Source organism: Streptomyces sp. NBC_00271 (assembly GCF_036178845.1).
Taxonomy (GTDB): domain Bacteria; phylum Actinomycetota; class Actinomycetes; order Streptomycetales; family Streptomycetaceae; genus Streptomyces.
The window spans coordinates 3,856,520-3,880,844 of sequence record NZ_CP108070.1 but is presented as its reverse complement, the minus strand read 5'-3'; the positions used below and the strand labels follow the sequence as shown (position 1 = coordinate 3,880,844).

Genomic DNA, 24,325 nt, shown 5'->3' with positions numbered 1-24,325 from the left:
AGGTCACAGACCCGGGGCGCCCCAGATCGGGAACCAGCGGCTGAGGTCCTGCTCGATCCGCAGATCGTCCGCGAGTGCGGCCTTGACCTGCAGTTCCAGCGCGTTGTCGCGCCGTTGGGCCTCGCCGGCCAGCGGTGCGAAGGGATAGAAGGTGCCGCGCTTGTAGAGGTAGACGAGTCCGAGCCGTCGCTGCCCGGTGTCCTGGAAGCCGGCCACGGAGCAGAGCAGCTGCGGTCCGAAGCCGCTGCCCTCCAGCGCGCTGTTGACCGCGTGCAGATCACTGACCAGCGCGGGCAGATCGTCCGGTTCCCGCCGTGAGACCAGCCACGAGTACCCGTACTCGTCGCGGCTGACCTCCACCGGCGGACCCGTGCGTTCGGCATCCGCGTCGAGCAGCTCCTGCACCTCCTGGTGCGCCTGGGCGAAGGCCCCGCCCTCGACGCTCGCGAAACACACCGCGCCCGTCCCGGTCGGGGTGAACCCGGCGGCGGCCTGCAGGGTCAGGGCCGCCGACGGCAGCCCGAAGAGCTGGTCGAGATCGGGCGCGACGGCCTTGGTTCGCCCGAGCAGGATGTCCAGGAACCCCATGCAGTCGGCTGCCTTTCCGGAAGGGACGAAGGGCCATGGCCCAGGATGAGCAGGGTGGGTAGGGAAGGGACAGGAAGGGGCAGGAAGGGACAGGAAGAAGAGTCAGGCGGTGGTTTCCGGGGTCGCCGCCTCACCCAGCTCCGCCGAGATCCTGGCCAGTTGTTCGAGCCGCTGCTCCAGGCTGGGGTGGGTCGAGAAGAGCTTCGCGATCCCCGGTTCGGCACCGAAGGCCGGCGTGAAGTAGAACGCGTTGAACGCCTGTGCCGTCCGCAGGTCCTTGGTCGGGATCCGCGCGATGTCCCCGGAGACCTTTGTCAGCGCGGACGCCAGCGCCGAGGGCCGGCCGGTGAGCAGGGCGGCGGACCGGTCGGCGGCCAGCTCGCGGTACCGGGACAGGGCCCGGATGAGCAGGAAGCTGATCGCGTACACGGCCGCGGAGACGGCCATCACCGCCATGAAGATCGCCACGGTGTTCTGGTCCTTGCGGCCGCGCCCGCCGAAGAGCTGGGAGTAGAAGGCGAACCGCACGATCAGCCCGGCGATCACCCCGAGGAACGAGGCCACGGTGATCACGGCGACGTCCTTGTGCGCCACGTGCGACAGCTCGTGCGCGAGCACGCCCTCCAGCTCGTCGGGCTCCAGCCGCCGCAGCAGCCCGGTGGTCACGCACAGGACCGCGTGATCGGCGTTCCGCCCGGTCGCGAACGCGTTCGGCATGTCGATGTCCGACACGGCGACCAGCGGCTTCGGCATGTCGGCGACGGCACACAGCCGGTCGACGACCCCGTGCAGCTGCGGATACTCCTCGCGCTCCACGATCCGGCCGTGCATCGCGTAGAGCGCGATCCGGTCCGAGAACCAGTACTGCGCGCCGAGCATCAGGGCCGCGACGACCACGACCAGCACCCAGGACTTCAGCAGCACGATCAACGCGGCGACGAAGGCCACGTACAGCAATCCGAGCAGGAACAGCGTGACCGTCATGCGTACGGTCAACCGCGGATCGCTCCGGAACCGGCTCTGCATCTGCATCACCCCCGCAGTAAGGCACTCGTCCCGCTGTCCAGTGTGCACCTGCGGATGCCCATGAAGCGGTTCCGAACAGCCCTAGGAGGTGCAAAGGCGACCTGTGGGATTCCGGTCAGGATCTGAGGGATTCCGTCCAAGATGCCGAGTGGTCGATCACCGACTAGCCTTTATCCGCGAGCAGCTCTTAATGAAAAGAGCCGCCATCGGAGTACGCCCGCCGCACGCGTCGGCGGTTTGAACGTACTCCGCGTACTCGGGCGAGAATCGCGCCGGACCCGCTCCGCCGCGGTCACGGCCATCTGCCATCCGTCTCGTGCCTCCGAAAGACCGCACGAGGGGTGCAAGGAGGATTCATCCATGAAGGCACAACGTGCGAGGCGCTTCTTCGCGGTATCCGCCATCGGCGTTCTGATGGCCGGAGGCGCCGCGATCGGCGCAGCAGGTACGGCCTCGGCAGCTGCCCCGGCCCAAGCCCACACCTACGGCTGTTCCAACTGGGGTGGCCGTGGCAACTGTGGCTTCGGCTTCAACAACGGCTTCAACACCGGCTTCAACCGTTTCGGCTTCAACAACGGTTTCGGCTTCAACAACGGATTCGGCTTCAACAACGGCTTCAACAACGGCTTCGGTGGTGGAGTCGTAGTCATCGTGGTGCCCTGACGGGCCACGACCGAGGGCCGCCACCTGTACACACAGGTGGCGGCCCTCAGTTTTTCAGGCGTCTTTTCAGGCGTCGTGATCTCTGGACGTCGTGATTTTTAGACGTCGTAGTACAGCTCGAACTCGTGCGGGTGCGGACGCAGCTGCAGCGGCGCGATCTCGTTCGTGCGCTTGTAGTCGATCCACGTCTCGATCAGGTCGGACGTGAAGACGTCGCCCGCGAGCAGGAACTCGTGGTCGGCCTCGAGGCGGTCGAGGACGGCCGGGAGGGAGGTCGGGACCTGGGCGACGCCCGCGTGCTCCTCGGGAGCGAGCTCGTAGAGGTCCTTGTCGATCGGCTCGGCCGGCTCGACCTTGTTCTTGATGCCGTCGAGGCCCGCGAGCAGCAGCGCCGAGAAGGCCAGGTACGGGTTGCCGGAGGAGTCGGGCGCACGGAACTCGACGCGCTTGGCCTTCGGGTTCGAACCGGTGATCGGGATACGCATGGCCGCCGAGCGGTTGCGCTGCGAGTACACCAGGTTGACCGGGGCCTCGAAGCCGGGGACCAGGCGGTGGTACGAGTTCACCGTCGGGTTCGTGAACGCGAGCAGCGACGGGGCGTGCTTGAGGATGCCGCCGATGTAGTAGCGGGCGGTGTCCGAGAGGCCCGCGTAACCGGCCTCGTCGTAGAACAGCGGGTCGCCGTTGGCCCACAGCGACTGGTGGACGTGCATGCCAGAGCCGTTGTCGCCGAAGATCGGCTTCGGCATGAAGGTCGCGGTCTTGCCGTTGCGCCAGGCGACGTTCTTCACGATGTACTTGAAGAGCTGGAGGTCGTCGGCCGCGGCGAGCAGCGTGTTGAACTTGTAGTTGATCTCGGCCTGGCCGGCGGTGCCCACCTCGTGGTGCTGGCGCTCGACCTGGAGGCCGGACTTGGCCAGCTCCAGGGAGATCTCGGCACGCAGGTCGGCGAAGTGGTCGACCGGCGGGGTCGGGAAGTAGCCGCCCTTGTAGCGGACCTTGTAACCACGGTTGTCCTCGAGGGCACCGGTGTTCCAGGCGCCGGCCTCGGAGTCGATGTGGTAGAAGGCCTCGTTCGACTTGGTGTCGAAGCGCACGCTGTCGAAGACGTAGAACTCGGCCTCGGGGCCGAAGAACGCGGTGTCGGCGATGCCGGTGGAGGCGAGGTAGGCCTCGGCCTTCTTCGCCACGTTGCGCGGGTCACGGGAGTACTGCTCGCCCGTGATCGGGTCGTGGATGAAGAAGTTGATGTTGACCGTCTTGTCGCGGCGGAAGGGGTCGACGCGCGCGGTGGACAGGTCGGCGCGGAGCGCCATGTCGGACTCGTGGATGGCCTGGAAACCGCGGATCGAGGAACCGTCGAACGCGAGCTCCTCGGCCGGGTCGAAGGCCTCGGCCGGGATCGTGAAGTGCTGCATCACGCCCGGCAGGTCGCAGAAGCGGACGTCGACGAACTTGACGTCCTCGTCCGCGATGAACTTCTTGGCCTCGTCGGCGTTCTGGAACATCCAGCTCCTCCTACTCCCGCCCACAGTGGACCGGGGTGGTAGTTCGTTCGTGCGGCCAGTGCGGTGGCACACGCTGGAGCCGACCTTAGGGATGGGGGATTTCTCCAGCGTGACCCATTTGTTTCGCCCAAGTTAACCGACCCGGGGTCGCCAGGCCCCTCCTGTCCGCATGCCAAAACGGGCGCAGTACCGTGGACGGGTGGACAACAGGCAAGCAATCGGATCGTGGCTCTCCGGACCCCGCGCGGCCCTGGAGGACGCCGGTGCCGACCTCGGATACCGGGGTGCACAGCTGGGTCTGCCGGAACAGGGCCCCGGCTCCATCGCCCGCCCCGGCCGCAGGCTGGGTGCCCTCGCCATCGACTGGGCCCTGTGCCTGTTGATCGCATACGGACTGCTCACCCACGGCTACAAGCCGGGGTCGACGGGTAACTGGGCCCTGCTCGTCTTCTTCGTCCTGGGCGTCCTGACCGTCGGCACGGTCGGCTTCACCCCGGGCAAGCGCCTCCTGGGCCTGCGGATCGTCCCCGAGGGCGGCGGCCGTCTCAACCCGCTGCGCGTCCTGCTGCGCACCGCCCTGCTGTGCGTGGCCATCCCCGCCCTGATCTGGGACCGCGACGGCCGCGGCCTGCACGACCGCATGGCCCGCACGATCGAGGTCCGGGCTTAGCAACCGGACACCAGGCCGTACGGCGACATCAGGCCGTCCGGCGAGTGGTACGACGATGGGGGCGCCCGGAGTGATCCGGGCGCCCCCATCGTCGTAACTCTGCTCAGAGGAGTGTCAGCGGGCCTTCGGTCCGCCGCGCGGCATCCGCATGCCCTTGGGCATCGGACCCTTCGGAAGGGGCATGTTGCTCATCAGGTCGCCCATCGCGCGCAGCCGGTCGTTGGTGGCCGTCACCTGCGGGCCGGTCAGGACGCGGGGGAACTTCAGCATCGTCGTGCGGAGCTTCTTGAGCCCCACCTGACCCTCGCCGGAGCCCACGAGCACGTCGTGCACGGGCACATCGGCGACGATCCGCGCCATCTTCTTCTTCTCGGCCGCCAGCAGGCTCTTCACCCGGTTCGGGTTGCCCTCGGCCACCAGCACGATGCCGGCCTTGCCGACCGCGCGGTGCACCACGTCCTGGCTGCGGTTCATCGCCACCGCCGGAGTCGTGGTCCAGCCCCGGCCGATGTTGTCCAGCACGGCCGCTGCTGCGCCGGGCTGGCCCTCCATCTGTCCGAACGCGGCTCGCTCGGCCCGGCGCCCGAAGACGATCGCCGTCGCGAGGAAGGCGAGCAGAAGGCCGAGAATGCCCAGGTAGTACGGGTGGTCGATCAAGAGGCCGATCGCGAGGAAGACACCGAAGGTGACGATTCCGACTGCCGCGAGTACAAGACCGATCTTGGAGTCGGCCTTGCGAGTCATCTTGTAGGTCAGGGCGATCTGCTTGAGTCGCCCGGGGTTAGCAGCGTCCGCTGCAGTTTCCTTCCTCGCCATGCCACGAAGTCTACGTGGCCCGGCAAGCGCCGACGACGGCAGTGTCCGGGCAGGCGGCGGCAGCGCCCGCACGGGGGGTCCGGCGACGGCTATGAACGCGTCGCCACGGACTCCAGCACGCGCTGCGCCTCGACCCGGTCCTTGGCGCGGCGGCGGTCCTCCAGGACGGAGGTCCAGGCGTTGCGGCGGGCGGTGCGCTGACCGCTGCTCATGAGCAGCGACTCGACGGCACGGAGTGCATCGGTGAACGACGGGATGGCTGTGGCGCGTACGGGCGCGGCCTGCATGATGGAGGTCCCCCCTCGGGATGGCGGCTCTGGACGGGGCGGTACGTGGCGTAAGACCAGGGTCACTGATTGGTGTTACCAGGGCGTGACCGACCGGTCAAACACCAATGAAGCCTTGATGCGGCGGGCCTCCAGCATGACGCCGTCCTGACGCCTGTCCCCATCTGCGCGGACGGTCCGTAGCGCGGTGAATTGGCCACATTGTGGGGGGAGTTGCTTGTGCGCCGATTCACACGCGAGCGGTGGCACTGAGTGCCACCGCTCGGGTTGTAAGGCGTTTCAAATTATGTCGCCCGCACTGCTCCGTACGGGTGTTCAGACCGCCTGCGAGGCGACGTACGCGCCACGCTTCTCGATGGCCATCTGGTACAGCCGACCGGCGCGGTACGAGGAGCGCACCAGCGGGCCCGACATGACACCGGAGAAGCCGATCTGCTCGGCCTCCTCCTTCAGCTCCACGAACTCGTGCGGCTTGACCCAGCGCTCCACGGGGTGGTGGCGCACGGAGGGACGCAGGTACTGCGTGATGGTCACCAGCTCGCAGCCCGCCTCGTGCAGCTGCGTGAGGGCCTCGCTGACCTCTTCGCGGGTCTCGCCCATGCCGAGGATGAGGTTCGACTTCGTGACCAGACCGTAGTCGCGCGCCTCGGTGATGACCTTCAGCGAGCGCTCGTAGCGGAAGCCCGGGCGGATGCGCTTGAAGATCCGGGGGACCGTCTCGACGTTGTGCGCGAAGACCTCGGGGCGGGACGAGAAGACCTCGGCGAGCTGGGCGGGCTCGGCGTTGAAGTCGGGGGCGAGGAGTTCGACCTTGGTGCGGCCGGCCTCGCGCTCCGCCGTCTGCAGGTGGATCTGGCGGACCGTCTCGGCGTACAGCCACGCCCCGCCGTCCTCCAGGTCGTCGCGGGCGACGCCGGTGATGGTGGCGTAGTTCAGGTCCATCGTGACCACGGACTCGCCCACGCGACGGGGCTCGTCGCGGTCGAGTGCCTCCGGCTTGCCCGTGTCGATCTGGCAGAAGTCGCAGCGCCGGGTGCACTGGTCGCCGCCGATCAGGAACGTGGCCTCGCGGTCTTCCCAGCACTCGTAGATGTTGGGGCAGCCCGCCTCCTGGCAGACCGTGTGCAGGCCCTCGCTCTTCACGAGGTTCTGCATCTTGGTGTACTCGGGGCCCATTTTCGCCCGGGTCTTGATCCACTCGGGCTTGCGCTCGATGGGGGTCTGGGCGTTCCGGACCTCCAGGCGCAGCATTTTGCGTCCGTCGGGTGCGACTGCGGACACATCGGCTCCCTGTAGCTTCGATTCTTCGGCGTACACCAGGGTACGCCCGTACGGTTCTCGGCCCCCGCGGTGGGCAACCTTGCGGACCGGGGGTGCATTCCCGGGGCTTTCCTCGCCCCCGCCGCCCCTACCCGTCCCATCCCCAGGGGCTCCGCCCCCAGACCCCCCGATCGGCCTGAACGGCCTCGTCCTCAAACGCCGGACAGGCTGAAAACGAGGGCGAGCCGAGGCTTTTAGGGGCGCGGGGAACTGCGCGAGCAACCCCCACCGGCCCGCAGCCAAAGGACTTCGGGTGGGCGGGGAACGCCCGCTGGCGGCATCCGTCAGGCCGAGGCCCGTTCGACCTCGCGGGGGCGCAGGTCCGCGTTCTCCAGGACGTCGCGCAGGTGCTTCTCGGCGACCGGCAGAACCTCGGCGATGGTGACCTCGCGCCCCAGCTCGTACGCAAGGGACGTCACCCCCGCGTCCCGGATCCCGCACGGGATGATCTTGTCGAAGGAGGATGTGTCCGGATTCACGTTCAGGGCGAAGCCGTGCATCGTGACGCCCTTGGCGACCCGGATCCCCATGGCGCAGATCTTCCGGTCCTCGCGCCGCTGCCCGGCGTTGGAGGGCGCGTACTCGGGCCCGTTCAGACGGGGGTCGAACTCCTCGTCCGTCAGCCGCGGGTCGAAGTCGAGGGAGAGTCCGCCGAGGGAGGGGCGCGAGGCGACGGGGTCGCCCAGGACCCAGACGCCCGCCCGGCCCTCCACCCGGCTGGTCTCGACGCCGAACTCGGCGCAGACCCGGATCATGGCGTCTTCGAGCCGCCGCAGGTGCGCCACCACGTCCACCGGGCGCGGCAGCTTCTGGATCGGGTAGCCCACGAGCTGCCCGGGCCCGTGCCAGGTGATCTTGCCGCCGCGGTCCACGTCGACCACGGGCGTGCCGTCGAGGGGCCGTTCGCTGTCCGCCGTACGCCGGCCCGCCGTGTAGACCGGCGGGTGCTCCAGGAGCAGACAGGTGTCGGGGACCTCGTCCAGGAAACGGGCGGCATGCACGCGGCGCTGCTCGTCCCAGGCCTCTTGGTACTCCACGGCCTCGGCACCGAATCCCATGCGGACGAACCGCAACTCACTCACGGCAAGCGCCTCCCTAGAAGCCTCAGAACCTTCGGAAACCGGCGGTGTGGCAACCGGCGGGCCCGTTGTGCGGCAGGCGAAAGAACCTTTCGTCAGGTACATAACGCGCCCACGCCACTGTACGTCCGGGCCATGCGCGTCAGCCCAGCGGTCAATCCTCACACGATCGGATGAATGTATGTCGATGCCTGCGATCAGGTGCTTACCCTCCGCTACATTCGCGCCGTCCACGAGGCCATAAGGGCTGCTCACAGGCAATCCGGGCACCCAGTGATGCCCGGAAGGCAGGAGACCGCACCGCAGATGACGGAACGACCCGCGCAGCGCACTCCCAATCGCCAGCTCGCCGCGCTCATCGCAGAAGCGGGGTTCTCCAACGCAGGTCTCGCCCGTCGCGTGGACCAGCTCGGCCTCGAACACGGACTTGACCTGAGATATGACAAGACATCGGTGACGCGGTGGCTGCGCGGGCAGCAGCCCCGCGGCACCACACCCGCCCTCATCGCCGAGGTGTTCACACGGCGCCTCGGCCGCCGTCTCACCGCGCAGGACCTCGGGCTCGACGCCTGCGCACCCGTCTACGCGGGCCTGGAGTTCGCCGCGACCCCCGAGGAGGCCGTCGACATCGTCAGCGGGCTGTGGCGCAAGGACTCCGGCAGCCACGCCGAGCTCCGCAAGATCGCCTTCACCCCGGCGGGACTCGTCGTCCCCAGCCGCGACTGGCTGATCGGACGGGCCGACGACCGGGTGAGCCGCGGCGACCCGGCCGCCACGCGCATCCCCGCCCAGGGGCGCCCCGCGGTCCCCCGCCAGCGCAACCAGACCGAACGCGGCCCCGGCCAGAAGGTCACCGGCGGGGACATCGCCGCCCTGCGCTCGGTGGGCGAACTGTTCCGCGCCCTCGACCACGCCTACGGCGGCGGCCACGCCCGCCAGGCCCTGGTCCGCTACCTGGAGCACGAGGCCGAGCCCATGCTGCGCGGCGCGTACGGCGAGCAGACCGGGCGGCGCCTGTTCGCGGCCGCCGCCGACCTCACCCGCCTCGCCGGCTGGACCTCGTACGACATCGCCGCGCACGGGCTCGCGCAGCGTTACTTCGTGCAGGCGCTGCGGCTGTCGCAGGCGGCCGGCGACCGGGCGTACGGCTCGTACGTCCTGGTCACCATGAGCCGGCAGGCGGTCTACCTCGGCCACGGGCGCGAGGCCGTGCAGCTCGCCCGGGTCGCGCAGCAGGGCGTCGGCTCGTCCGTGCCGCCCGTCGTCCAGGCGCTGCTGCACTCCGTGGAGGCGCGCGGGCACGGCGTCCTCGGGGAGGTGCGGGCCTGCACGGCGTCGCTGGTGCGCGCCGAGCGAGCCCTCGAATCCGCCCGGCCGGGGGACGAGGCCCCGCACTGGGCGCGGTTCTTCGACGAGGCGCAGCTCGCCGACGAGTTCGGGCACTGCCACCGGGATCTGCAGCAGTACCGGGCCGCGGCGCAGCACGCCGAGCGCTCGCTGCAGTTGCGGGCGCCCGGCTTCGCGCGCAGCCGGCTGTTCTGCCGGGTGGTGCTCGCCTCGGCACGGCTCGGGCTCGGGGAGCTCGACCAGGCCTGCCAGTTGGGCGCCGAGGCCGCGGGGCAGGCGGTGGAGATGCGGTCGGTCCGGGCCGTCGAGTACGTACGGGACTTCGAGCGGCGGCTCGAACCGTACCGGGACGCGGCACCCGTACGGGGCTACCGGGATCGGGTGGCGGCCCTGGGCTGACTCAGGCCGCCGTTTCCAGACGCTCCTCCGTCGCGGCCGGACGGGCGCCCAGGTCCATCAGGAGGGCGTGGGCGGCCCGGCGGCCCGAATGCAGGGCGCCCTGGACCGTGCCGGTGTCCCGGTGGTCCCCGCAGACGTACAGGCCCGCCAGGAGGCGTACAGGGCGGCGCAGGTCGTGCGGCGGGGGCATCGCGGGGACCGCGTCACGGGTGTGGTGGACGGCGAGGAGTTCCCAGCGGGTCGTCGACGTGCCGTAGAGGCGGGCCAGTTGGGCGCGGACCGCGGTGTCCAGGTGGGTGGCGGCCGGGGGAGTGCCCAGCACCGTCGAGGAGACGAGCGCCCGTCCGGCGGGGGCGCGGGACGGGTCGACCTGGCTGATGACCGCCGTCTGCGCCACCGGGCCGCTCCGGTCGGCGTCCAGCAGGAGGGCCGGGTCGGTCAACGGGGGCTCGTCCGTGGTGTGGTGCAGGACCGTCACCGGATGGAAGGCCGGGACGCGCAGACCGGGCAGCAGCCGGGCCGCGGCGCGGGCTCCGGTCGCCAGCAGGATGGCCCGGCAGGTGAGTTCGCCGTGGTCCTTCGTCGTCACGGTGGTCGTGGAGACCGCGGTGACCTCGACGCCGGTGTGGACGGTGCCCGGGGGCAGGGAGGCCGCCAGAAGCTCCGGCAGGGTGTCCGCGCCGCCCTCCGGCAGACACAGCCGGCCCGACGCGAACGAATGCAGGGCGAGGTCGGCGGCGCGGCTGGAGGTGGTGAGGGCCGGGTCGCACAGGAGTGCGGCGAGCAGGGGGCGCAGAAAGCCGTCGACCGTACGGGGCGGCAGACCACGGGTGGTCAGCGCCTGTGCGGTGGGGAGGTCGGGGCGGGTGAGGAGGCGTTCGGGTGGTGTGACGGCGAGGCGGGCGAGGGCGGTGGCCAGGCGGGTCTGGTCGAGGTGGCCGCCGAGGGGGCCGGGGCGGGAGGACTGGCTCCGGGGGAGACGGGGGGCGCTCGCGAGGGCGCGTGCGGCGGTGAGTGCGCCCCTTGCGCTCCGGGGGGTGGCGGGGGCGGCGGCGCGGTGGTGACGGCCGTCGCTGTGCAGCAGCACGCCCGGGGAGAACGGGCGCAGGGCCAGGGTGTTCAGGCCCGGGGTGCGGTGCAGTTCGGGGTACGAGGTGGACAGGAGCCGGCCGATGCGGTCGAGCCGGAAGCCGTCCACCTTCTCCGTCGTCATGCGGCCGCCCACGGTGGGGGCGGCCTCCAGAACCTTCGTCGTGAGGCCCGCCCTGGTCAGGTGCTGGGCGGCCGCGAGTCCCGCGGCTCCGGCCCCGACGATGACGACGTCCACGTCCGCCTTGCATACGGGCTCTAGCACGTACCCCTCCTCGAGGTTGCGCGGCCGGTGGGAACGTCATGCCCCCAACGTGCCCTGGGGATACCCGAGTTCGGGTCGAGGGTAGGTGCGTCTGGAGCCGTGGACAGTCGCGCGTCGGGCGTGCACGGTCGCATGGGGGTGCACGGATTCTTTGTCCGTGGGCGAGTGCGGGCCGTTCGCGCAGTTCCCCGCGCCCCTGAGGCGGGGCTCCGCCCCGCGTCTCCCTGCCCGCCCGGATTGGTTTGGCTGCGGGCCGGTGGGGGTTGCCCGCGCAGTTCCCCGCGCCCCTGGGGCGGGGGCTCCGCCCCGCGTCCCCGAGCCGCCCGCTGTCGTTCGGCTGCGGGCCGGTGGGGGCTGGGCGCGCAGTTCCTCGCGCCCCTGAAAGCCCCGGCTCGCCCTCGTTTTCAGCCTGTCCGGCGTTTGAGGACGAGGCCGCTCAGGCCGATCGGGGGTTTGGGGGCGGAGCCCCCAAGTGGGGATGGGACGGGTAGGGGCGGCGGGGGCGAGGAACGTTTGTCAGTGCAGGGCCGCTCGCAATGCCCCCTCGATCGTCGGGAAGGCGAAGGTGAAGCCGGAGGACAGCAGGCGGGTGGGGTGGACGCGTTGGCTGCCCAGAATGTCGCCGGACATGTCGCCGAGGGCGAGGCGCAGGAGGGGCGCCGGGGTGGGGAAGACGGTGGGCCGGTGCAGGACGCGCCCCATCGCCTCGGTGATCTCCCGGTTGGTGAGGGGCGTCGGCGCAGTGAGGTTCACCGGCCCGGACAGCGACGACGTGTCGATGAGATGCCGGATCGCGGCCACCTCGTCATGCAGGGAGATGTAGCTCCAGTACTGGCGGCCGTCCCCCATCCGCCCCCCGAGCCCCGCCCTGAAGAGCGGAAACAGCTTCCCCCACGCCCCACCCTCACGGGCCACCACCAGCCCCGTACGAGCGAAGACGGTACGGACACCCGCCTCCCGCGCCGGCTCCGCCGCCCCCTCCCACGCCACGCACACGGAGGGAAGGAATCCCTCCCCGGGCGGCGCCGACTCGTCCACCACCCGGTCGCCCGTCTCGCCGTAGAACCCGATCGCACTCCCGTTGACGAACACCCCCGGCCGCTCGTCCAGAGCGGCCACCGCCGCGGCCAGCGTCGCCGTCCCCCGCACCCGGCTGTCCAGGATCTTCCGCTTGTACGCCTCCGTCCACCGCCGCGAAGCGACCCCCGCCCCCGCGAGATTGACCACCGCCGCGCACCCGGCGAGCCCCGCGGCGTCCATCCGCTGCCCGTCCGGATCCCACCGCACCTCGTCCTTCCCGCGGGGCGCACGCCGTACGAGGCGGACCACCTCGTGTCCGTCCGCGGTCAAGGAGCGCGTCAGCGCCGAACCGATCAGGCCGGACGCACCGGCGATCGCGATGCGGGACCTACGGGAATCCGGAGCGAGCGGTGAGTCGTTCATGCGTCCATCCTGCCGCGCGCGCCGGAAAAGTACGGGACGGGACCGCGCGCGGCCGCCGTAAAGTGACCTTCATGCCGGTACCGCTCATACGCATCGCCACCCTCGACGACGAGGACGCGCTCGGCCGTCTCGACCGTGTCACCTGGTCCACCCTGCACGCCGTCATGCCGCGCCCCCAGCCGCCGTACGAACCCTTCTACAACGAGCGGTTCGGCCCCCGGGACCATCACGTCGCCGAACTCGACGGCGTCCTCGTCGGCTACATCCGGCTGGGCTATCCCACGCCCCTCGCCTGCAACTCCCACGTCCGGCAGATCCAGGGACTTGTCGTCGCCGAGGAGGCGCGCCACGCGGGCGTCGGACGAGGGCTGCTGCGGGCCGTGATGGACGGGGCCCGACGGCAGGGCGCCCGGCGGATCACGCTGCGCGTCCTCGGGCACAACGCCCCGGCACGGAAGCTGTACGAGTCCGAGGGCTTCCAGGTGGAGGGTGTCCTGCCCGAGGAGTTCCTGCTCGACGGCGACTACGTCGACGACGTGTTCATGGGCCGCTTTCTCTGAGCTACGAGGTGATCAGGTCGCCCGTGTCCACCGGTGTCGTCGAGGCCGCCGCGCGCTGGGCGTCGCCCGCGACCTCGTCGGCCGTCAGGACGTAACCCGTCTCGTCGTCCGAGGTCGAGCGGGCGAACACGACGCCGTACACCCTGCCGTCGGTGGTGAGGAGCGGGCCGCCGGAGTTGCCGGGGCGGACGGTGGAGCGGATCGAGTAGATCTCCCGGGTGACCATGCTCGAGTTGTAGATGTTCTGGCCCCGCGCGTTGATCCGGCCTGCGACCGTGGCCGCCTGGAGATCCAGACCGCCGTCCTGCGGATAGCCCGCGACGACCGCCGAGTCGCCGCGCTTGGCGCTGTCGTCGAAACGCAGGAGGGGGACCTTGAGGTCCGGCACGTACAGGACCGCGACGTCCTTGCGCGGGTCGAAGAACACCACCCGCGCCGAGTACACACGGCCCACACCGCCCACCCGCACGGTCGGGTTGTCGATGCCCGCCACCACGTGGGCGTTGGTCATCACGTGCTGCGCCGCGTACGCGAACCCGCTGCCCTCACGGCCCTGGTTGCCCGCGGCGCCCTCGATCTTCACCGTGCTGCGCTTGGCGGCGCTCGTCGCCGCCGCGGTGACGCTGTCGCCGGAGGGCTTCGCGACACCCGCCGTCGGCTCGTTCTCGAACGGGTTGAAGACCTGTGGGAAGCCCGCCTCCGTCAGCGCCGAGGTGGCCCGCGAGAACCAGGTGGGCGTGGTGTCCGGCATCGCCGTCTGTACGGCACCCAGCAGCGCGGAGTTGCGGATCGACTGGGTGATGAGGGTGGACGAGGAGGCTCCCAGGACGCTCGCGGCGACCCAGGCCACCAGCAGCACCGCCACCGTGTTCGCCGCCGCTCCGCCGACCCCGTCGGCCACCCGCAGCGGCCCCTGGTCCAGCTCGCGGCGCAGCTTCAGCGCCAGTCGGCCCGCCAGCTCGTGGCCCACCACGGCGGGCACGAGCACCGTCAGCACGGCCGTCACCGTCGCCGCCGACGTCCCCGCTGTCACCAGGTCCATCATCCACGGCAGCACCCATACGCCGATGACGGCGCCGCCCACGAACCCGGCCAGCGAGACACAGCCTGCGACCAGCCCGCGCCGGTAGCCGGACGCCGCGTAAGCAAGGATCACCAGCAACAGCAGGATGTCGAGCAGGTCCACGGAGCCGCCTTTCTCTTGGGCCCCTTAGTACGCGTGGGGCAGGCCCAGTGATCAGGCACGCGCGCGTGGAGCCCGGGAAACGGCCACGTGTGCGTGGACCTGTAAAAACGTCCCGGACCAGGACGATGGTTCCACCAGGTGGCACAGCACACATCGCGAGGTGATCGGAACCGGGTCAGGGTGGCTCCATGCGTGTCTTCAGAAAGGCGCGGGGCGCATGGACGCGACTCGCCCGGTGGGTGTGGGCGCGGCGTGCCGCCGTCGTCGTGCTCGGGTGCGTGCCCGGTCTGCTCGCCGTGCTCGCGCTGGGGGTGTGTGCGGCGGGGGTCGACCGGCCGGTCGACCCCGGGCGCGAGCGGCCGGTGGCCGCGCCGCTCCCCGCGGGTCCGCATCGCGCGGCGCGGCCGGTCATCGTGCCGCGGTCGCGGTGGCTGGACGCCGGGAGCACGCACACGCAGCCGCCCGCCCGCTACGACGACCACGTCGTCGCGGTCTTCGTGCACCACACCGACTCGCCGAACGCGTACGAGTGCGCCGACGTGCCCCGCATCATCCGCTCCCTGTACGCCGGTCAGACCGGTGTCCGGCGGTGGGACGACATCGGGTACAACTTCCTCGTCGACCGCTGCGGCACGATCTACGAGGGGCGGGCGGGTGGGGTCGACCGGGCCGTCACCGGAGCGCATACGCAGGGGTTCAACCATGGCACCGCGGGGATCGCGGCCATTGGTACGTTCGGGGCGGGGACGCCGGTGCCGCGGGCGATGACCGAGGCGATCGCCGCGTTGGCGGCGTGGAAGCTGGGGCTGTCCGACGTGGATCCCCGTGCCAAGGTGCGGCTCGTCTCCAGCAACGACCTCAGCCGTTACACCGCCGGTACGAGTGTGGTGCTGCCCACGCTGGTCGGCCACGACGCGGGCTTCATGACCAACTGTCCCGGCGCCGCGCTGACGTCCCGACTCCCCGGAATCCGCTCCCGAGCCGCCCACCTCCAGGGCCGCTGACCCTGCCCGCACACGTCGCCTGCCGACGGGCGGGGGCGGACCGCGCAGTTCCCCGCGCCCCTGAGGCGGGGGCTTCGCCCCGCGTCCCCGAGCCGCTCGTTGCCGTTCGGCTGACGGCCGGTGGGGGCCGTTCGCGCAGTTCCTCGCGCCCCTGGGGCGGGGGCTTCGCCCCGCGTCCCCCGCCCGTCCGAAGTCCTTCGGCTGCGGGCGCGTGGGGGCTGGTCGCGCAGTTCCCCGCGCCCCTACGGGATCGGGGCTGCGCCCCGGATCCCCGGCCGCGCGGGGTTCGTCGGCTGCGGACCGCGCAGTTCCCCGCGCCCCTGGGGCGGGGCTTCGCACCCGCGTCCCCCGCCCACCCGGATTTGTCTGGCTGCCGGCCGGTGGGGGCTGGGCGCGCAGTTCCTCGCGTCCCTGAAAGCCTCAGCCTGTCCGGCGTTTGAGGGCGAGGCCGTTCAGGTCGGTCGGGGGTTTGGGGGCGGAGCCCCCAAGTGGGGATGGGACGGGTAGGGGCGGCGGGGGCGAGGAACCGTTCACAGACAGACCACAGTCGAGTCAACGGTGTCTCAGATCGCCGCTCTCTAGTGTCCTTCTCGTAACAGCCGACTGGAGGTGGGGAAGATGAGCAGCAGGCGTACCGAGAAGACGGGCAAGGCGAACAAGGCGGCCGGCGCGGGAGGTTGGAACACGGCTTTGCGGACCCCGTGGACCGTGGCCTGCGCCGTGGTGACGGTCCTCGTGGGACCCGCCGCGGCCACCGCCTCGGCACTGGACCGAGCCAACGCCGCACCCCCGTACCACGCCCACGAGAACCACGAGAACCACAAGAACCACGAGAACCACGAGAACCACGAGACACACCTTCCGTACGTCACCCCGTACGCCACGTTGCCTCAGTCCCTGAAGCGCTCCCACAGCCTGGGATAGCGCTCGGCCAGCACGGACTCGTTCTCGAAGTCGAGCGGCGTACCCTCCGGCTCGGGCGACGCGGGCGGAATGCCCAGGTCGGGCGCGACGACCCCGGTCAGCTGCTCGTACGCCTCGTCCGCGGCGTACCCGAGCTCCTCACCGTCCCCGTCGAGGTCCTCGTCGAAGTCGTCCAGGAGGTCGGCGAGCGCGTCGGGATCGTGCATCGCGCCCTCGAAGACCTCCCGGCCCTGGCCGATCAGCCAGCACCGGAAGAAGTCGAAGGCGTCGTCGCTCACCCCGTCGAGCAGGACCCACGCCGCGCCCCACAGATCCCAGCGGTAGGCGCGGTTGTAGCGGGCCTCGAAGTGACGGGCGAAGTCGAGCACGGCGTCCGGGTCCAGCTGGACGAGCCGTTCGACGAGCAGGTCGGCGTGGTCCTCGGGGTCGCCCTCGACGGCCTCGCGGGTCGTGTCCACCAGCTCCCAGAACTCCGTCTCGTCCATCACGGGTCCAGCATCGGGCCTGAACGGGAGTGACGCACGCGGAGTGCCGCAGATTGTTATGCGCGCACATGCCGACGGTAAAACCGCGGGCTACGAGGCGTTTTCCCGGTACAGCTCCGCCAGCCGCACCGCGTCCCCCGCGAATCGGTCCCGCAGCGCCGCGGGCGAGAGCACCTCCACCTCGGGCCCGAGCCCCGTCAGTTGCCCATGGGCGACCTCCTCCGACTCGACGGGGAGGGTGACCGTCACCCAGCCCCGCCCGTCGGGGTCACCGCACCCACCCAGCGCCTGTCTCGCGGACGCGGGGTCGACGACGTACGCGAGTCTGCGCACGCCCTCCGGAGACAGCCGTACGACGGCCTCCGCCCGCAGGATGGACCGTGCGAACTGCTCGGCCCGCTCCGCCCAGAACCCGGGCAGGTCGAACCCGTCCTCCCGGGTGAAACACTCCGTGGCGGGCCTCACCTCGGTGAAGCGGTCGATCCGGTAGACCCGGAAGGGGCCGGATCCGGCCGCCCCGGGCTCGGGCACCCGCGCGCACAGGTACCAGACACCCGCCTTCAGTACGAGCCCGTACGGTTCGAGCACCCGCTCCACCTCGGCCGTCCCGCGCCGGTACCCCGCGGTGATCCGACGGTCGTCCCAGACCGCCTCCGCGACCGCGGGCAGCAGCTCGGGCGTCTCGGGCTCGTTGAACCACGCGGGCGCGTCCAGATGGAACCGCTGTCCCGCCGCCCGCGAGGCGTCCCGCAGGGAGGGGAGGAGGGCGGCGGACACCTTCAGGCGCGCGGCGGAGGCGGCGTCCTCCAGACCCATGTCCCGCAGGGCCCCCGGCACTCCGCTCAGGAACAGCGCCTCCGCCTCCGTACGCGCCAGGCCCGTCAGCCGGGTGCGGTAGCCGCCGATCAGGCGGTAGCCCCCGGCTCTGCCCCGGTCCGCGTACACCGGAACCCCCGCCTCCGACAGCGCCTGCGCGTCCCGCGTGATCGTCCGTTCGGACACCTCGAGCTCCCGCGCCAGCTCGGCGGCGGTCATCGACGGCCGTGACTGGAGCAGCAGCACCATCTTGATCAGGCGGGCAGCACGCATACGGCCATGATGCCGGGCCCCACTGACAGCGAAGGGGCGCCGCCGGAACGCCGAAGGGCGCGGCGGCCGTAGCCACCGCGCCCCTCGTGAAACACAGAAAACAGGCGGACCGTCAGAGTCCGTAGCGCTCCCGCGCTTCCTTCACCGCGGACGTCTTGACCTCGCCCCGCCGTGCCAGCTGCGCCAGCGCCGCGACGACGATCGACTGCGCGTCGACGCCGAAGTGGCGACGGGCCGCCGCACGGGTGTCGGAGAGGCCGAAGCCGTCGGCACCGAGCGAGGAGTAGTCCTGCTCGACCCACTGCGCGATCTGGTCCGGGACCTGGCGCATGTAGTCGGAGACCGCGAGCACCGGGCCCTCGGCGCCGTGCAGCGCCTGGCGGACGAACGGCACCCGCTCCTCGCCGCGCAGCAGGGCCGCGTCGGCCTCCAGCGCGTCGCGCCGCAGCTCCGTCCAGGAGGTCGCGGACCACACGTCGGCGGCCACGCCCCACTCCTCGGCGAGCAGCTTCTGCGCCTGGAGGGTCCAGTGGATCGCCGTGCCGGAGCCCAGCAGCTGGATGCGCGGGGCGTTGGCGACGGGGGACAGGCCCGCCGACTCGGCCGTGTTGAAGCGGTAGAGGCCCTTGACGATGCCCTCGTCGATACCGAGGCCGGCCGGCTTGGCGGGCTGCGGCATCGGCTCGTTGTAGACCGTCAGGTAGTAGAAGACGTTCGAGTCCTCGCCCGGGGCCGCCTCGCCGTACATCCGGCGCAGACCGTCCTTGACGATCGTCGCGATCTCGTACGCGAACGCCGGGTCGTAGGACAGGGCGGCCGGGTTGGTCGCCGCGATGACCGGGGAGTGGCCGTCGGCGTGCTGGAGGCCCTCGCCCGTCAGCGTCGTACGGCCGGCCGTGGCGCCGACCAGGAAGCCGCGGCCGAGCTGGTCGCCGAGCTGCCACATCTGGTCGGCCGTGCGCTGCCAGCCGAACATCGAGTAGAAGATGTAGAAGGGGATCATCGCCTCGCCGTGCGTGGCGTACGCGGTGGACGCGGCGATGAAGTCCGCCATGGAGCCGGCCTCGGTGATCCCCTCGTTGAGGATCTGGCCGTCCTTGGCCTCCTTGTAGTACATCAGCTGGTCGCGGTCGACCGGCTCGTACGTCTGGCCCTTGGGCGAGTAGATGCCGAGGGAGGGGAAGAGGCTCTCCATGCCGAAGGTGCGCGCCTCGTCGGGGACGATCGGCACCCAGCGCTTCCCGGTCTCCTTGTCGCGGACGAGGTCCTTGACCAGGCGGACGAAGGCCATCGTGGTCGCCACGTTCTGCGAGCCGGAGCCCTTGTCGAAGGACGCGAACGCCTTGTCGGCGGGGGCGGGCAGCGGGGCGAGCGCGTGCGTACGGCGGGCCGGGGCCGGGCCGCCGAGGGCCGCGCGGCGCTCCTGGAGGTAACGGACCTCGGGGGAGTCGGCGCCCGGGTGGCCGTAGGGAACCTGGCCGTCGATGAACTGGCTGTCGGAGATGGGCAGCTCGAGCAGGTCACGCATCTGCTTGAACTCGTCCGTCGACAGCTTCTTCATCTGGTGGTTGGCGTTCTTGGACGCGAAGCCCTCACCGAGCGTGAAGCCCTTGACCGTCTGGGCCAGGATCACCGTCGGCGCGCCCTTGTGGGCGAGGGCGGCGCGGTAGGCCGCGTACACCTTGCGGGACTCGTGGCCGCCGCGGGAGAGGTGGAAACACTCGGTGATCTTGTCGTCGCTGATCAGCTTCGCCATCTCGACGAGCGCCGGGTCGGCGCCGAAGAAGTCCTGGCGGATGTAGGCGGCGTCGCGGGTCTGGTACGTCTGCACCTGCGCGTCGGGTACCTCGCGCAGGCGGCGTACGAGCGCACCCGTGGTGTCGAGCTGGAACAGCTCGTCCCAGGCCGAGCCCCACAGCGACTTCACGACGTTCCAGCCGGCGCCGCGGAACTGGGCCTCCAGCTCCTGCACGATCTTGAAGTTGGCGCGGACCGGGCCGTCGAGGCGCTGCAGGTTGCAGTTGATGACGAAGGTCAGGTTGTCCAGGCCCTCGCGGGAGGCGAGTGCGAGTGCCGCGGTCGACTCGGGCTCGTCCATCTCGCCGTCGCCGAGGAACGCCCACACGTGGGACTGCGAGACGTCCTTGATGCCGCGGCTGGTCAGATAGCGGTTGAAGCGCGCCTGGTAGATCGCCGACAGCGGGCCGAGGCCCATGGAGACGGTCGGGAACTCCCAGAGCCAGGGCAGGCGCCGCGGGTGCGGGTACGACGGGAGGCCGTTGCCGCCCGCCTCCTGGCGGAAGTTGTCGAGGTGCTGCTCGGTGAGCCGGCCGTCGAGGAAGGCGCGGGCGTAGATGCCGGGGGAGGCGTGGCCCTGGATGTAGAGCTGGTCGCCGGAGCCGGGAGCCTCCTGGGACTCCTTGCCCTTGAAGAAGTGGTTGAAGCCGGTCTCGTAGAGCCAGGCCGCGGAGGCGAAGGTGGCGATGTGGCCGCCGACGCCGTGTTTCGCGCCCCGGGTCACCATCGCGGCCGCGTTCCAGCGGTTCCAGGCGGTGATCCGGGCTTCCATCGCCTCGTCGCCGTCCACGACGGGCTCGGCGGCGGTGGGGATGGTGTTGACGTAGTCGGTCTCAAGCAGCTTGGGCAGCGCGAGACCGTTGCCCTCGGCGCGCTCCAGCGTGCGGCGCATCAGATACGCGGCACGGTGCGGCCCGGCCGCCTGGGTGACGGCGTCCAGGGAGGCCTGCCATTCGGCGGTCTCCTCGGGGTCGCGGTCCGGGAGCTGGTCGAGCTCGCTCGGCTGGATTGCGGTGGGGTCGGTCATTGCGCCGCCTTCCGGATGCGGAGGGGGGTTCCCTCATCGGCAAGGGGTTTTCGGGGGTGCCCTTATGTCTTTGGCAGGACAGGGCGGCGGGCTCTGGTGGGAGCCCAGCGCTGACTGTAACTCCCTGATCGATGATCGATCAAAGGGTGGAGGGCGAAAACCTCTTCGTAGTGCAAAAGTCGGCACGGGGTGCCTCGACGACAGGCACGGGGTGCCTTGGATTCCCAGGGTTTCCCCAGGTGAGCGTGGGTGCGCTCGGCTGTGTCACGGGCGCGGCGCGCAGCCCAGCACATGCGCCTTCACCAGGTCGGCGATCAGTGGATCCCGGCGCCGGAAGGCGTCCACGAGCGCCTCGTGCTCCTCCGCGTACGACTGCTGGACGGTTCCCAGCCAGCGGATGGACAGGGCGGTGAAGACCTCGATGCCCAGGCCCTCCCAGGTGTGCAGGAGGACGGAGTTGCCCGCGGCGCGCACGAGTTCGCGGTGGAAGGCGACGGTGTGACGGACCTGGCCGGTGCCGTCCGACAGCCGGTCGGCCTCGTACAGCGCCGTGACGTGCGGCTCCAGGGCCGAGCAGTCCTGGGCGAGCCGCTCGGCCGCCAGCTCGGCCGCGATGGCCTCCAGACCGGCCCGTACGGGGTAGCTCTCCTCCAGGTCGGCGGCCGTCAGGTTGCGCACGCGCACACCCTTGTTGGGCGCCGACTCGATCAGCCGCAGCGACTCCAGTTCGCGCAGCGCCTCCCGCACCGGGGTCTGGCTGACCTCCAGCTCGGTCGCGATCCGCCGCTCGACGATCCGCTCACCCGGCTTCCAGCGCCCGCTGACGATCCCCTCCACGATGTGCTCGCGGATCTGTTCGCGCAGCGAGTGGACGACGGGCGCGGTCATGAGGGGCTCCTTCGCTGGGGGCGGGCCGGCCCCAGGGGCGTTGACCTTTAGACAATAAGGCCGCAGCCCCGTCGGGGAGAGGCGTACGGGGGCGCTTTCATGCAGGTGAGACGAGACTTACACGCTGTCAGAGCGGCCGCGTACGTAAAGACCCGTACCGGGTGGGGTCCGGAGGCGTCACGTCCGTGTCACCCGGAGAACTCGCGGGCCCCGCACGGTGTGTGGGTCGGCACAGGGGTTTCGGCGCGGGGGTTTCCACGGGGGGCTCCCGCGAACGCCAGGGGGTCGGCATGGGCGGATGGGGACGGAAGCGGGGGCTGCGCTGGGCCGCGGCGGCCGGGGCGGTCGCGGCCGTGGCGGCGTGCGGGCCCGTGGACACGGGGGCGGCCGTGCGGCCGAGTGCGACGCGGGCCCACGGCACCTCGGTCGCCTCCGGCGGGGCGTGTGTCTTCGTCAAGCCGGACGGCGCGCAGAGGTTCGGGCACGTCGGCTGGGGCTTCCGGATCACCGGCACCGACCGCTGGGTGTACGGCGCGGTGGAGAACCCGTCGAACGCGCTCTACACCCCGCCCGGCGGCGACATCGGCGCCTGGCACGCGGAGGGCACGTACGCGCGGATGCTCAGCGACATGTCACGTGACGTCAACTACCCGGGGAAGTCCACGCACCCGTACAGCCGCTACCGCTGCACGGACTCGTCGACCAGTGACGTGAAGGCCGCCCGCGCCATGATCCGTACGGTCGAGAAGCGGGGCTTCCTCGTCGGCGTCGACCCGGAGACGGGGGACCTCGGCTCGCGCGACTGCCTGGACGCCACGTACGACGTCCTCAGGGCGTACCGGACGCGGCACCTGACACCCGCGTACCCGACGGAGATCCCGAATCTGTGGGTGGAGACGCTGGTGCTGTGGTCGGACAGCGCGCTGAAGCCGCGGTGACCTGCGGCGGAAACGCGAAGCCCCCGTCCGGAAGGTTCCGGGCGGGGGCAGCGCGTGAGCGGGGTGGTTACAGGCCGAGCTCGACCTCGAACTCGCCCGCCTCCAGGATCGCCTTGACCGCGGTCAGGTAACGGGCCGCGTCGGCGCCGTCCACCAGACGGTGGTCGTAGGAGAGCGTCAGGTAGGTCATGTCGCGGACGCCGATGACCGTACCCTCCTCCGTCTCGATGACGGCCGGACGCTTGACCGTGGCACCGATGCCGAGGATCGCGACCTGGTTCGGCGGCACGATGATCGTGTCGAAGAGCGCGCCGCGCGAGCCGGTGTTGGAGATGGTGAAGGTCCCGCCGGACAGCTCGTCCGGAGTGATCTTGTTCGCCCGGACCTTGCCCGCCAGCTCGGCGGTGGCCTTGGCGATGCCGGCGATGTTCAGGTCGCCCGCGTGCTTGATGACCGGGGTCATCAGGCCCTTCTCCGAGTCCACCGCGATACCGATGTTCTCGGTGTCGAAGTAGGTGATCGTGCCCTCGTCCACGTTGATCCGGGCGTTGACGGCCGGGTGGGCCTTCAGCGCCTGGGCCGCGGCCTTCACGAAGAACGGCATCGGGGAGAGCTTGACGCCCTCGCGGGCCGCGAAGGAGTCCTTCGCCTGCGCGCGCAGCCGCATCAGTCGGGTGACGTCGACCTCGACGACCGAGGACAGCTGGGCCTGCTCGTGCAGGGCCTTCACCATGTTGTCGCCGATGACCTTGCGGATGCGGGGCATCTTGATGGTCTGACCGCGCAGCGGGGAGACCTCCAGGGTCGGCGCCTTCTTGGCCGCCGGGGCGGCGGCAGCAGCGGCCGGAGCCGGGGCAGCGGCGGCGGCCTTCGCGGCCTCGGCGGCGGCGAGGACGTCCTGCTTGCGGATACGGCCGCCGACGCCGGTGCCCTTGACGGAGGCCAGGTCGACGTAGTTCTCCGCGGCGAGCTTGCGCACCAGCGGGGTCACGTACGCGCCGTCGTCGGTGGCCTGCGCGGCCGGAGCCGGAGCCGGGATGACCGGGGCGGGCGCGGCGACCGGCGCGGGAGCCGGAGCGGCGGGCGCGACCGGGGCCGGAGCCACGGGCTGGACCGGAGCCGGGGCCGCAGCGGCCGGGGCGGCCGGAGCAGCGGGGGCCGGAGCCGGAGCCGCGGGGGCGGCCGGGGTCGGGGCGGCAGCGGCGGGGGCCGGAGCCGCGGGAGCCGGAGCGGCGGCCGGAGCCGCGCCCGGGGCACCGATGACGGCGAGCTTCGCGCCGACCTCGGCGGTCTCGTCCTCGCCGACCACGATCTCCAGCAGCACGCCGGCGACCGGCGCGGGGATCTCGGTGTCGACCTTGTCCGTGGAGACCTCGAGCAGCGGCTCGTCCTCCGCGACCTCCTCGCCGACCTCCTTCAGCCAGCGGGTGACGGTGCCCTCGGTGACCGACTCGCCCAGCGCGGGCAGCACGACGTCGGTACCGGAGGCGCCACCGGCCGGGGCGGCGGGAGCGGGAGCGGCGGCGGGGGCCGGGGCCGCGGGGGCCTCGGCGACCGGGGCGGGAGCGGCCGGAGCCGGGGCGGCCACGGGCTCGGCGGCCGGAGCGGGGGCGGCGGCGGGCGCGCCCGTGCCGTCGTCGATGACGGCCAGCTCGGCGCCGACCTCGACCGTCTCGTCCTCGGCGACCTTGATGGAGGCGAGGACACCGGCGGCGGGGGAGGGGATCTCGGTGTCGACCTTGTCGGTCGACACCTCGAGCAGCGGCTCGTCGGCCTCGACGCGCTCGCCCTCGGCCTTCAGCCAGCGAGTGACAGTGCCCTCGGTGACGCTCTCACCGAGCGCCGGAAGGGTTACGGAAACCGCCATGGTTTCTGTTGCTCCTTACGAATGGTGCGGAAGTCTGTGGTCGTCGTCGCGCCCAGGGCG

Annotated in this window: 22 protein-coding genes; 7 read left to right on the top strand and 15 right to left on the bottom strand. The window is 71.1% G+C overall.

Annotated elements, in window-relative coordinates:
- Positions 1-3: 3 nt before the first annotated feature.
- On the bottom strand, positions 4-588 hold the full coding sequence (gene pspAB, locus OG798_RS18070; protein WP_095855073.1) for a PspA-associated protein PspAB: 585 nt from the start codon (positions 586-588) through the stop codon (positions 4-6).
- 102 nt (positions 589-690) lie between these two features.
- Positions 691-1,614 carry a zinc metalloprotease HtpX gene (htpX, locus tag OG798_RS18065; protein ID WP_328757302.1) on the bottom strand — a complete coding sequence of 308 codons (924 nt, stop codon included), beginning with the start codon at positions 1,612-1,614 and terminating at the stop codon, positions 691-693.
- A 360-nt stretch (positions 1,615-1,974) separates the two neighbouring features.
- Here htpX and OG798_RS18060 point away from each other — a divergent pair, with 360 nt between their 5' ends.
- Positions 1,975-2,277: a hypothetical protein gene (locus OG798_RS18060; protein ID WP_095855074.1), complete on the top strand. Its 303-nt coding sequence runs from the start codon at positions 1,975-1,977 to the stop codon at positions 2,275-2,277.
- A gap of 98 nt (positions 2,278-2,375) precedes the next feature.
- Here the strand turns inward: OG798_RS18060 and glnA are convergent, their stop codons facing one another.
- Positions 2,376-3,785, bottom strand: coding sequence for a type I glutamate--ammonia ligase (glnA, locus tag OG798_RS18055; protein WP_054229275.1), 1,410 nt, complete (start codon positions 3,783-3,785; stop codon positions 2,376-2,378).
- A gap of 199 nt (positions 3,786-3,984) precedes the next feature.
- Here glnA and OG798_RS18050 point away from each other — a divergent pair, with 199 nt between their 5' ends.
- On the top strand, positions 3,985-4,455 hold the full coding sequence (locus OG798_RS18050) for an RDD family protein (RefSeq protein WP_095855075.1): 471 nt from the start codon (positions 3,985-3,987) through the stop codon (positions 4,453-4,455).
- A gap of 114 nt (positions 4,456-4,569) precedes the next feature.
- Here the strand turns inward: OG798_RS18050 and OG798_RS18045 are convergent, their stop codons facing one another.
- The 4 genes from OG798_RS18045 to lipB form a co-directional block, all read right to left on the bottom strand.
- Positions 4,570-5,271, bottom strand: a complete 702-nt coding sequence (locus OG798_RS18045) for a DUF4191 domain-containing protein (protein ID WP_095855076.1) — start codon at positions 5,269-5,271, stop codon at positions 4,570-4,572.
- 89 nt (positions 5,272-5,360) lie between these two features.
- Positions 5,361-5,558 (bottom strand): SCO2195 family GlnR-regulated protein, encoded by a 198-nt coding sequence (locus OG798_RS18040; RefSeq protein WP_054229278.1) that lies wholly within the window; start codon positions 5,556-5,558, stop codon positions 5,361-5,363.
- A 315-nt stretch (positions 5,559-5,873) separates the two neighbouring features.
- The gene (lipA, locus tag OG798_RS18035; RefSeq protein WP_095855077.1) at positions 5,874-6,839 is read right to left on the bottom strand and encodes a lipoyl synthase; all 966 of its coding nucleotides are present in this window, start codon (positions 6,837-6,839) and stop codon (positions 5,874-5,876) included.
- A 323-nt stretch (positions 6,840-7,162) separates the two neighbouring features.
- Positions 7,163-7,960: a lipoyl(octanoyl) transferase LipB gene (lipB, locus tag OG798_RS18030; protein WP_095855078.1), complete on the bottom strand. Its 798-nt coding sequence runs from the start codon at positions 7,958-7,960 to the stop codon at positions 7,163-7,165.
- A gap of 303 nt (positions 7,961-8,263) precedes the next feature.
- On the opposite strand from lipB, the gene OG798_RS18025 reads away from it, so the two are divergent.
- On the top strand, positions 8,264-9,703 hold the full coding sequence (locus tag OG798_RS18025; protein ID WP_095855079.1) for a regulator: 1,440 nt from the start codon (positions 8,264-8,266) through the stop codon (positions 9,701-9,703).
- Position 9,704: 1 nt separating this feature from the next.
- Here OG798_RS18025 and OG798_RS18020 read toward each other — a convergent pair whose 3' ends face one another.
- Together OG798_RS18020 and OG798_RS18015 are read right to left on the bottom strand one after the other, a co-directional pair.
- Positions 9,705-11,057, bottom strand: coding sequence for an NAD(P)/FAD-dependent oxidoreductase (locus OG798_RS18020; protein ID WP_267061542.1), 1,353 nt, complete (start codon positions 11,055-11,057; stop codon positions 9,705-9,707).
- Positions 11,058-11,573: 516 nt separating this feature from the next.
- Entirely contained in the window at positions 11,574-12,500 is a 927-nt protein-coding gene (locus OG798_RS18015) for a TIGR01777 family oxidoreductase (RefSeq protein WP_121416396.1), read from the bottom strand.
- A 71-nt stretch (positions 12,501-12,571) separates the two neighbouring features.
- Between OG798_RS18015 and OG798_RS18010 the strand changes: the two genes are divergently transcribed.
- Positions 12,572-13,060 (top strand): GNAT family N-acetyltransferase, encoded by a 489-nt coding sequence (locus OG798_RS18010; RefSeq protein ID WP_179436596.1) that lies wholly within the window; start codon positions 12,572-12,574, stop codon positions 13,058-13,060.
- Between the two features lies 1 nt (position 13,061).
- Here OG798_RS18010 and OG798_RS18005 read toward each other — a convergent pair whose 3' ends face one another.
- Entirely contained in the window at positions 13,062-14,246 is a 1,185-nt protein-coding gene (locus tag OG798_RS18005; RefSeq protein WP_095855083.1) for a MarP family serine protease, read from the bottom strand.
- 188 nt (positions 14,247-14,434) lie between these two features.
- Between OG798_RS18005 and OG798_RS18000 the strand changes: the two genes are divergently transcribed.
- Together OG798_RS18000 and OG798_RS17995 are read left to right on the top strand one after the other, a co-directional pair.
- Complete coding sequence (locus tag OG798_RS18000; protein WP_267061541.1) at positions 14,435-15,250, top strand: peptidoglycan recognition protein family protein; 816 nt, start codon at positions 14,435-14,437, stop codon at positions 15,248-15,250.
- Positions 15,251-15,868: 618 nt separating this feature from the next.
- Positions 15,869-16,174: a hypothetical protein gene (locus OG798_RS17995; RefSeq protein ID WP_328757301.1), complete on the top strand. Its 306-nt coding sequence runs from the start codon at positions 15,869-15,871 to the stop codon at positions 16,172-16,174.
- Here the strand turns inward: OG798_RS17995 and OG798_RS17990 are convergent.
- From OG798_RS17990 to OG798_RS17975, 4 genes are all read right to left on the bottom strand, one after another.
- Positions 16,141-16,659, bottom strand: coding sequence for a DUF4240 domain-containing protein (locus OG798_RS17990; protein WP_095855086.1), 519 nt, complete (start codon positions 16,657-16,659; stop codon positions 16,141-16,143). The two genes, OG798_RS17995 and OG798_RS17990, sit on opposite strands and share 34 nt — an antisense overlap.
- Positions 16,660-16,749: 90 nt before the next feature.
- Positions 16,750-17,748 (bottom strand): helix-turn-helix transcriptional regulator, encoded by a 999-nt coding sequence (locus tag OG798_RS17985; RefSeq protein WP_097226158.1) that lies wholly within the window; start codon positions 17,746-17,748, stop codon positions 16,750-16,752.
- 112 nt (positions 17,749-17,860) lie between these two features.
- Positions 17,861-20,572 carry a pyruvate dehydrogenase (acetyl-transferring), homodimeric type gene (gene aceE / locus OG798_RS17980; RefSeq protein WP_095855088.1) on the bottom strand — a complete coding sequence of 904 codons (2,712 nt, stop codon included), beginning with the start codon at positions 20,570-20,572 and terminating at the stop codon, positions 17,861-17,863.
- 264 nt (positions 20,573-20,836) lie between these two features.
- Positions 20,837-21,460 carry a GntR family transcriptional regulator gene (locus tag OG798_RS17975; RefSeq protein WP_054230749.1) on the bottom strand — a complete coding sequence of 208 codons (624 nt, stop codon included), beginning with the start codon at positions 21,458-21,460 and terminating at the stop codon, positions 20,837-20,839.
- A 290-nt stretch (positions 21,461-21,750) separates the two neighbouring features.
- Here OG798_RS17975 and OG798_RS17970 point away from each other — a divergent pair, with 290 nt between their 5' ends.
- Positions 21,751-22,398 carry a hypothetical protein gene (locus OG798_RS17970; RefSeq protein ID WP_121416400.1) on the top strand — a complete coding sequence of 216 codons (648 nt, stop codon included), beginning with the start codon at positions 21,751-21,753 and terminating at the stop codon, positions 22,396-22,398.
- A gap of 67 nt (positions 22,399-22,465) precedes the next feature.
- On the opposite strand, the gene sucB is transcribed toward OG798_RS17970, so the two are convergent.
- Positions 22,466-24,265, bottom strand: a complete 1,800-nt coding sequence (sucB, locus tag OG798_RS17965) for a 2-oxoglutarate dehydrogenase, E2 component, dihydrolipoamide succinyltransferase (protein WP_121416401.1) — start codon at positions 24,263-24,265, stop codon at positions 22,466-22,468.
- Positions 24,266-24,325 lie beyond the last annotated feature (60 nt).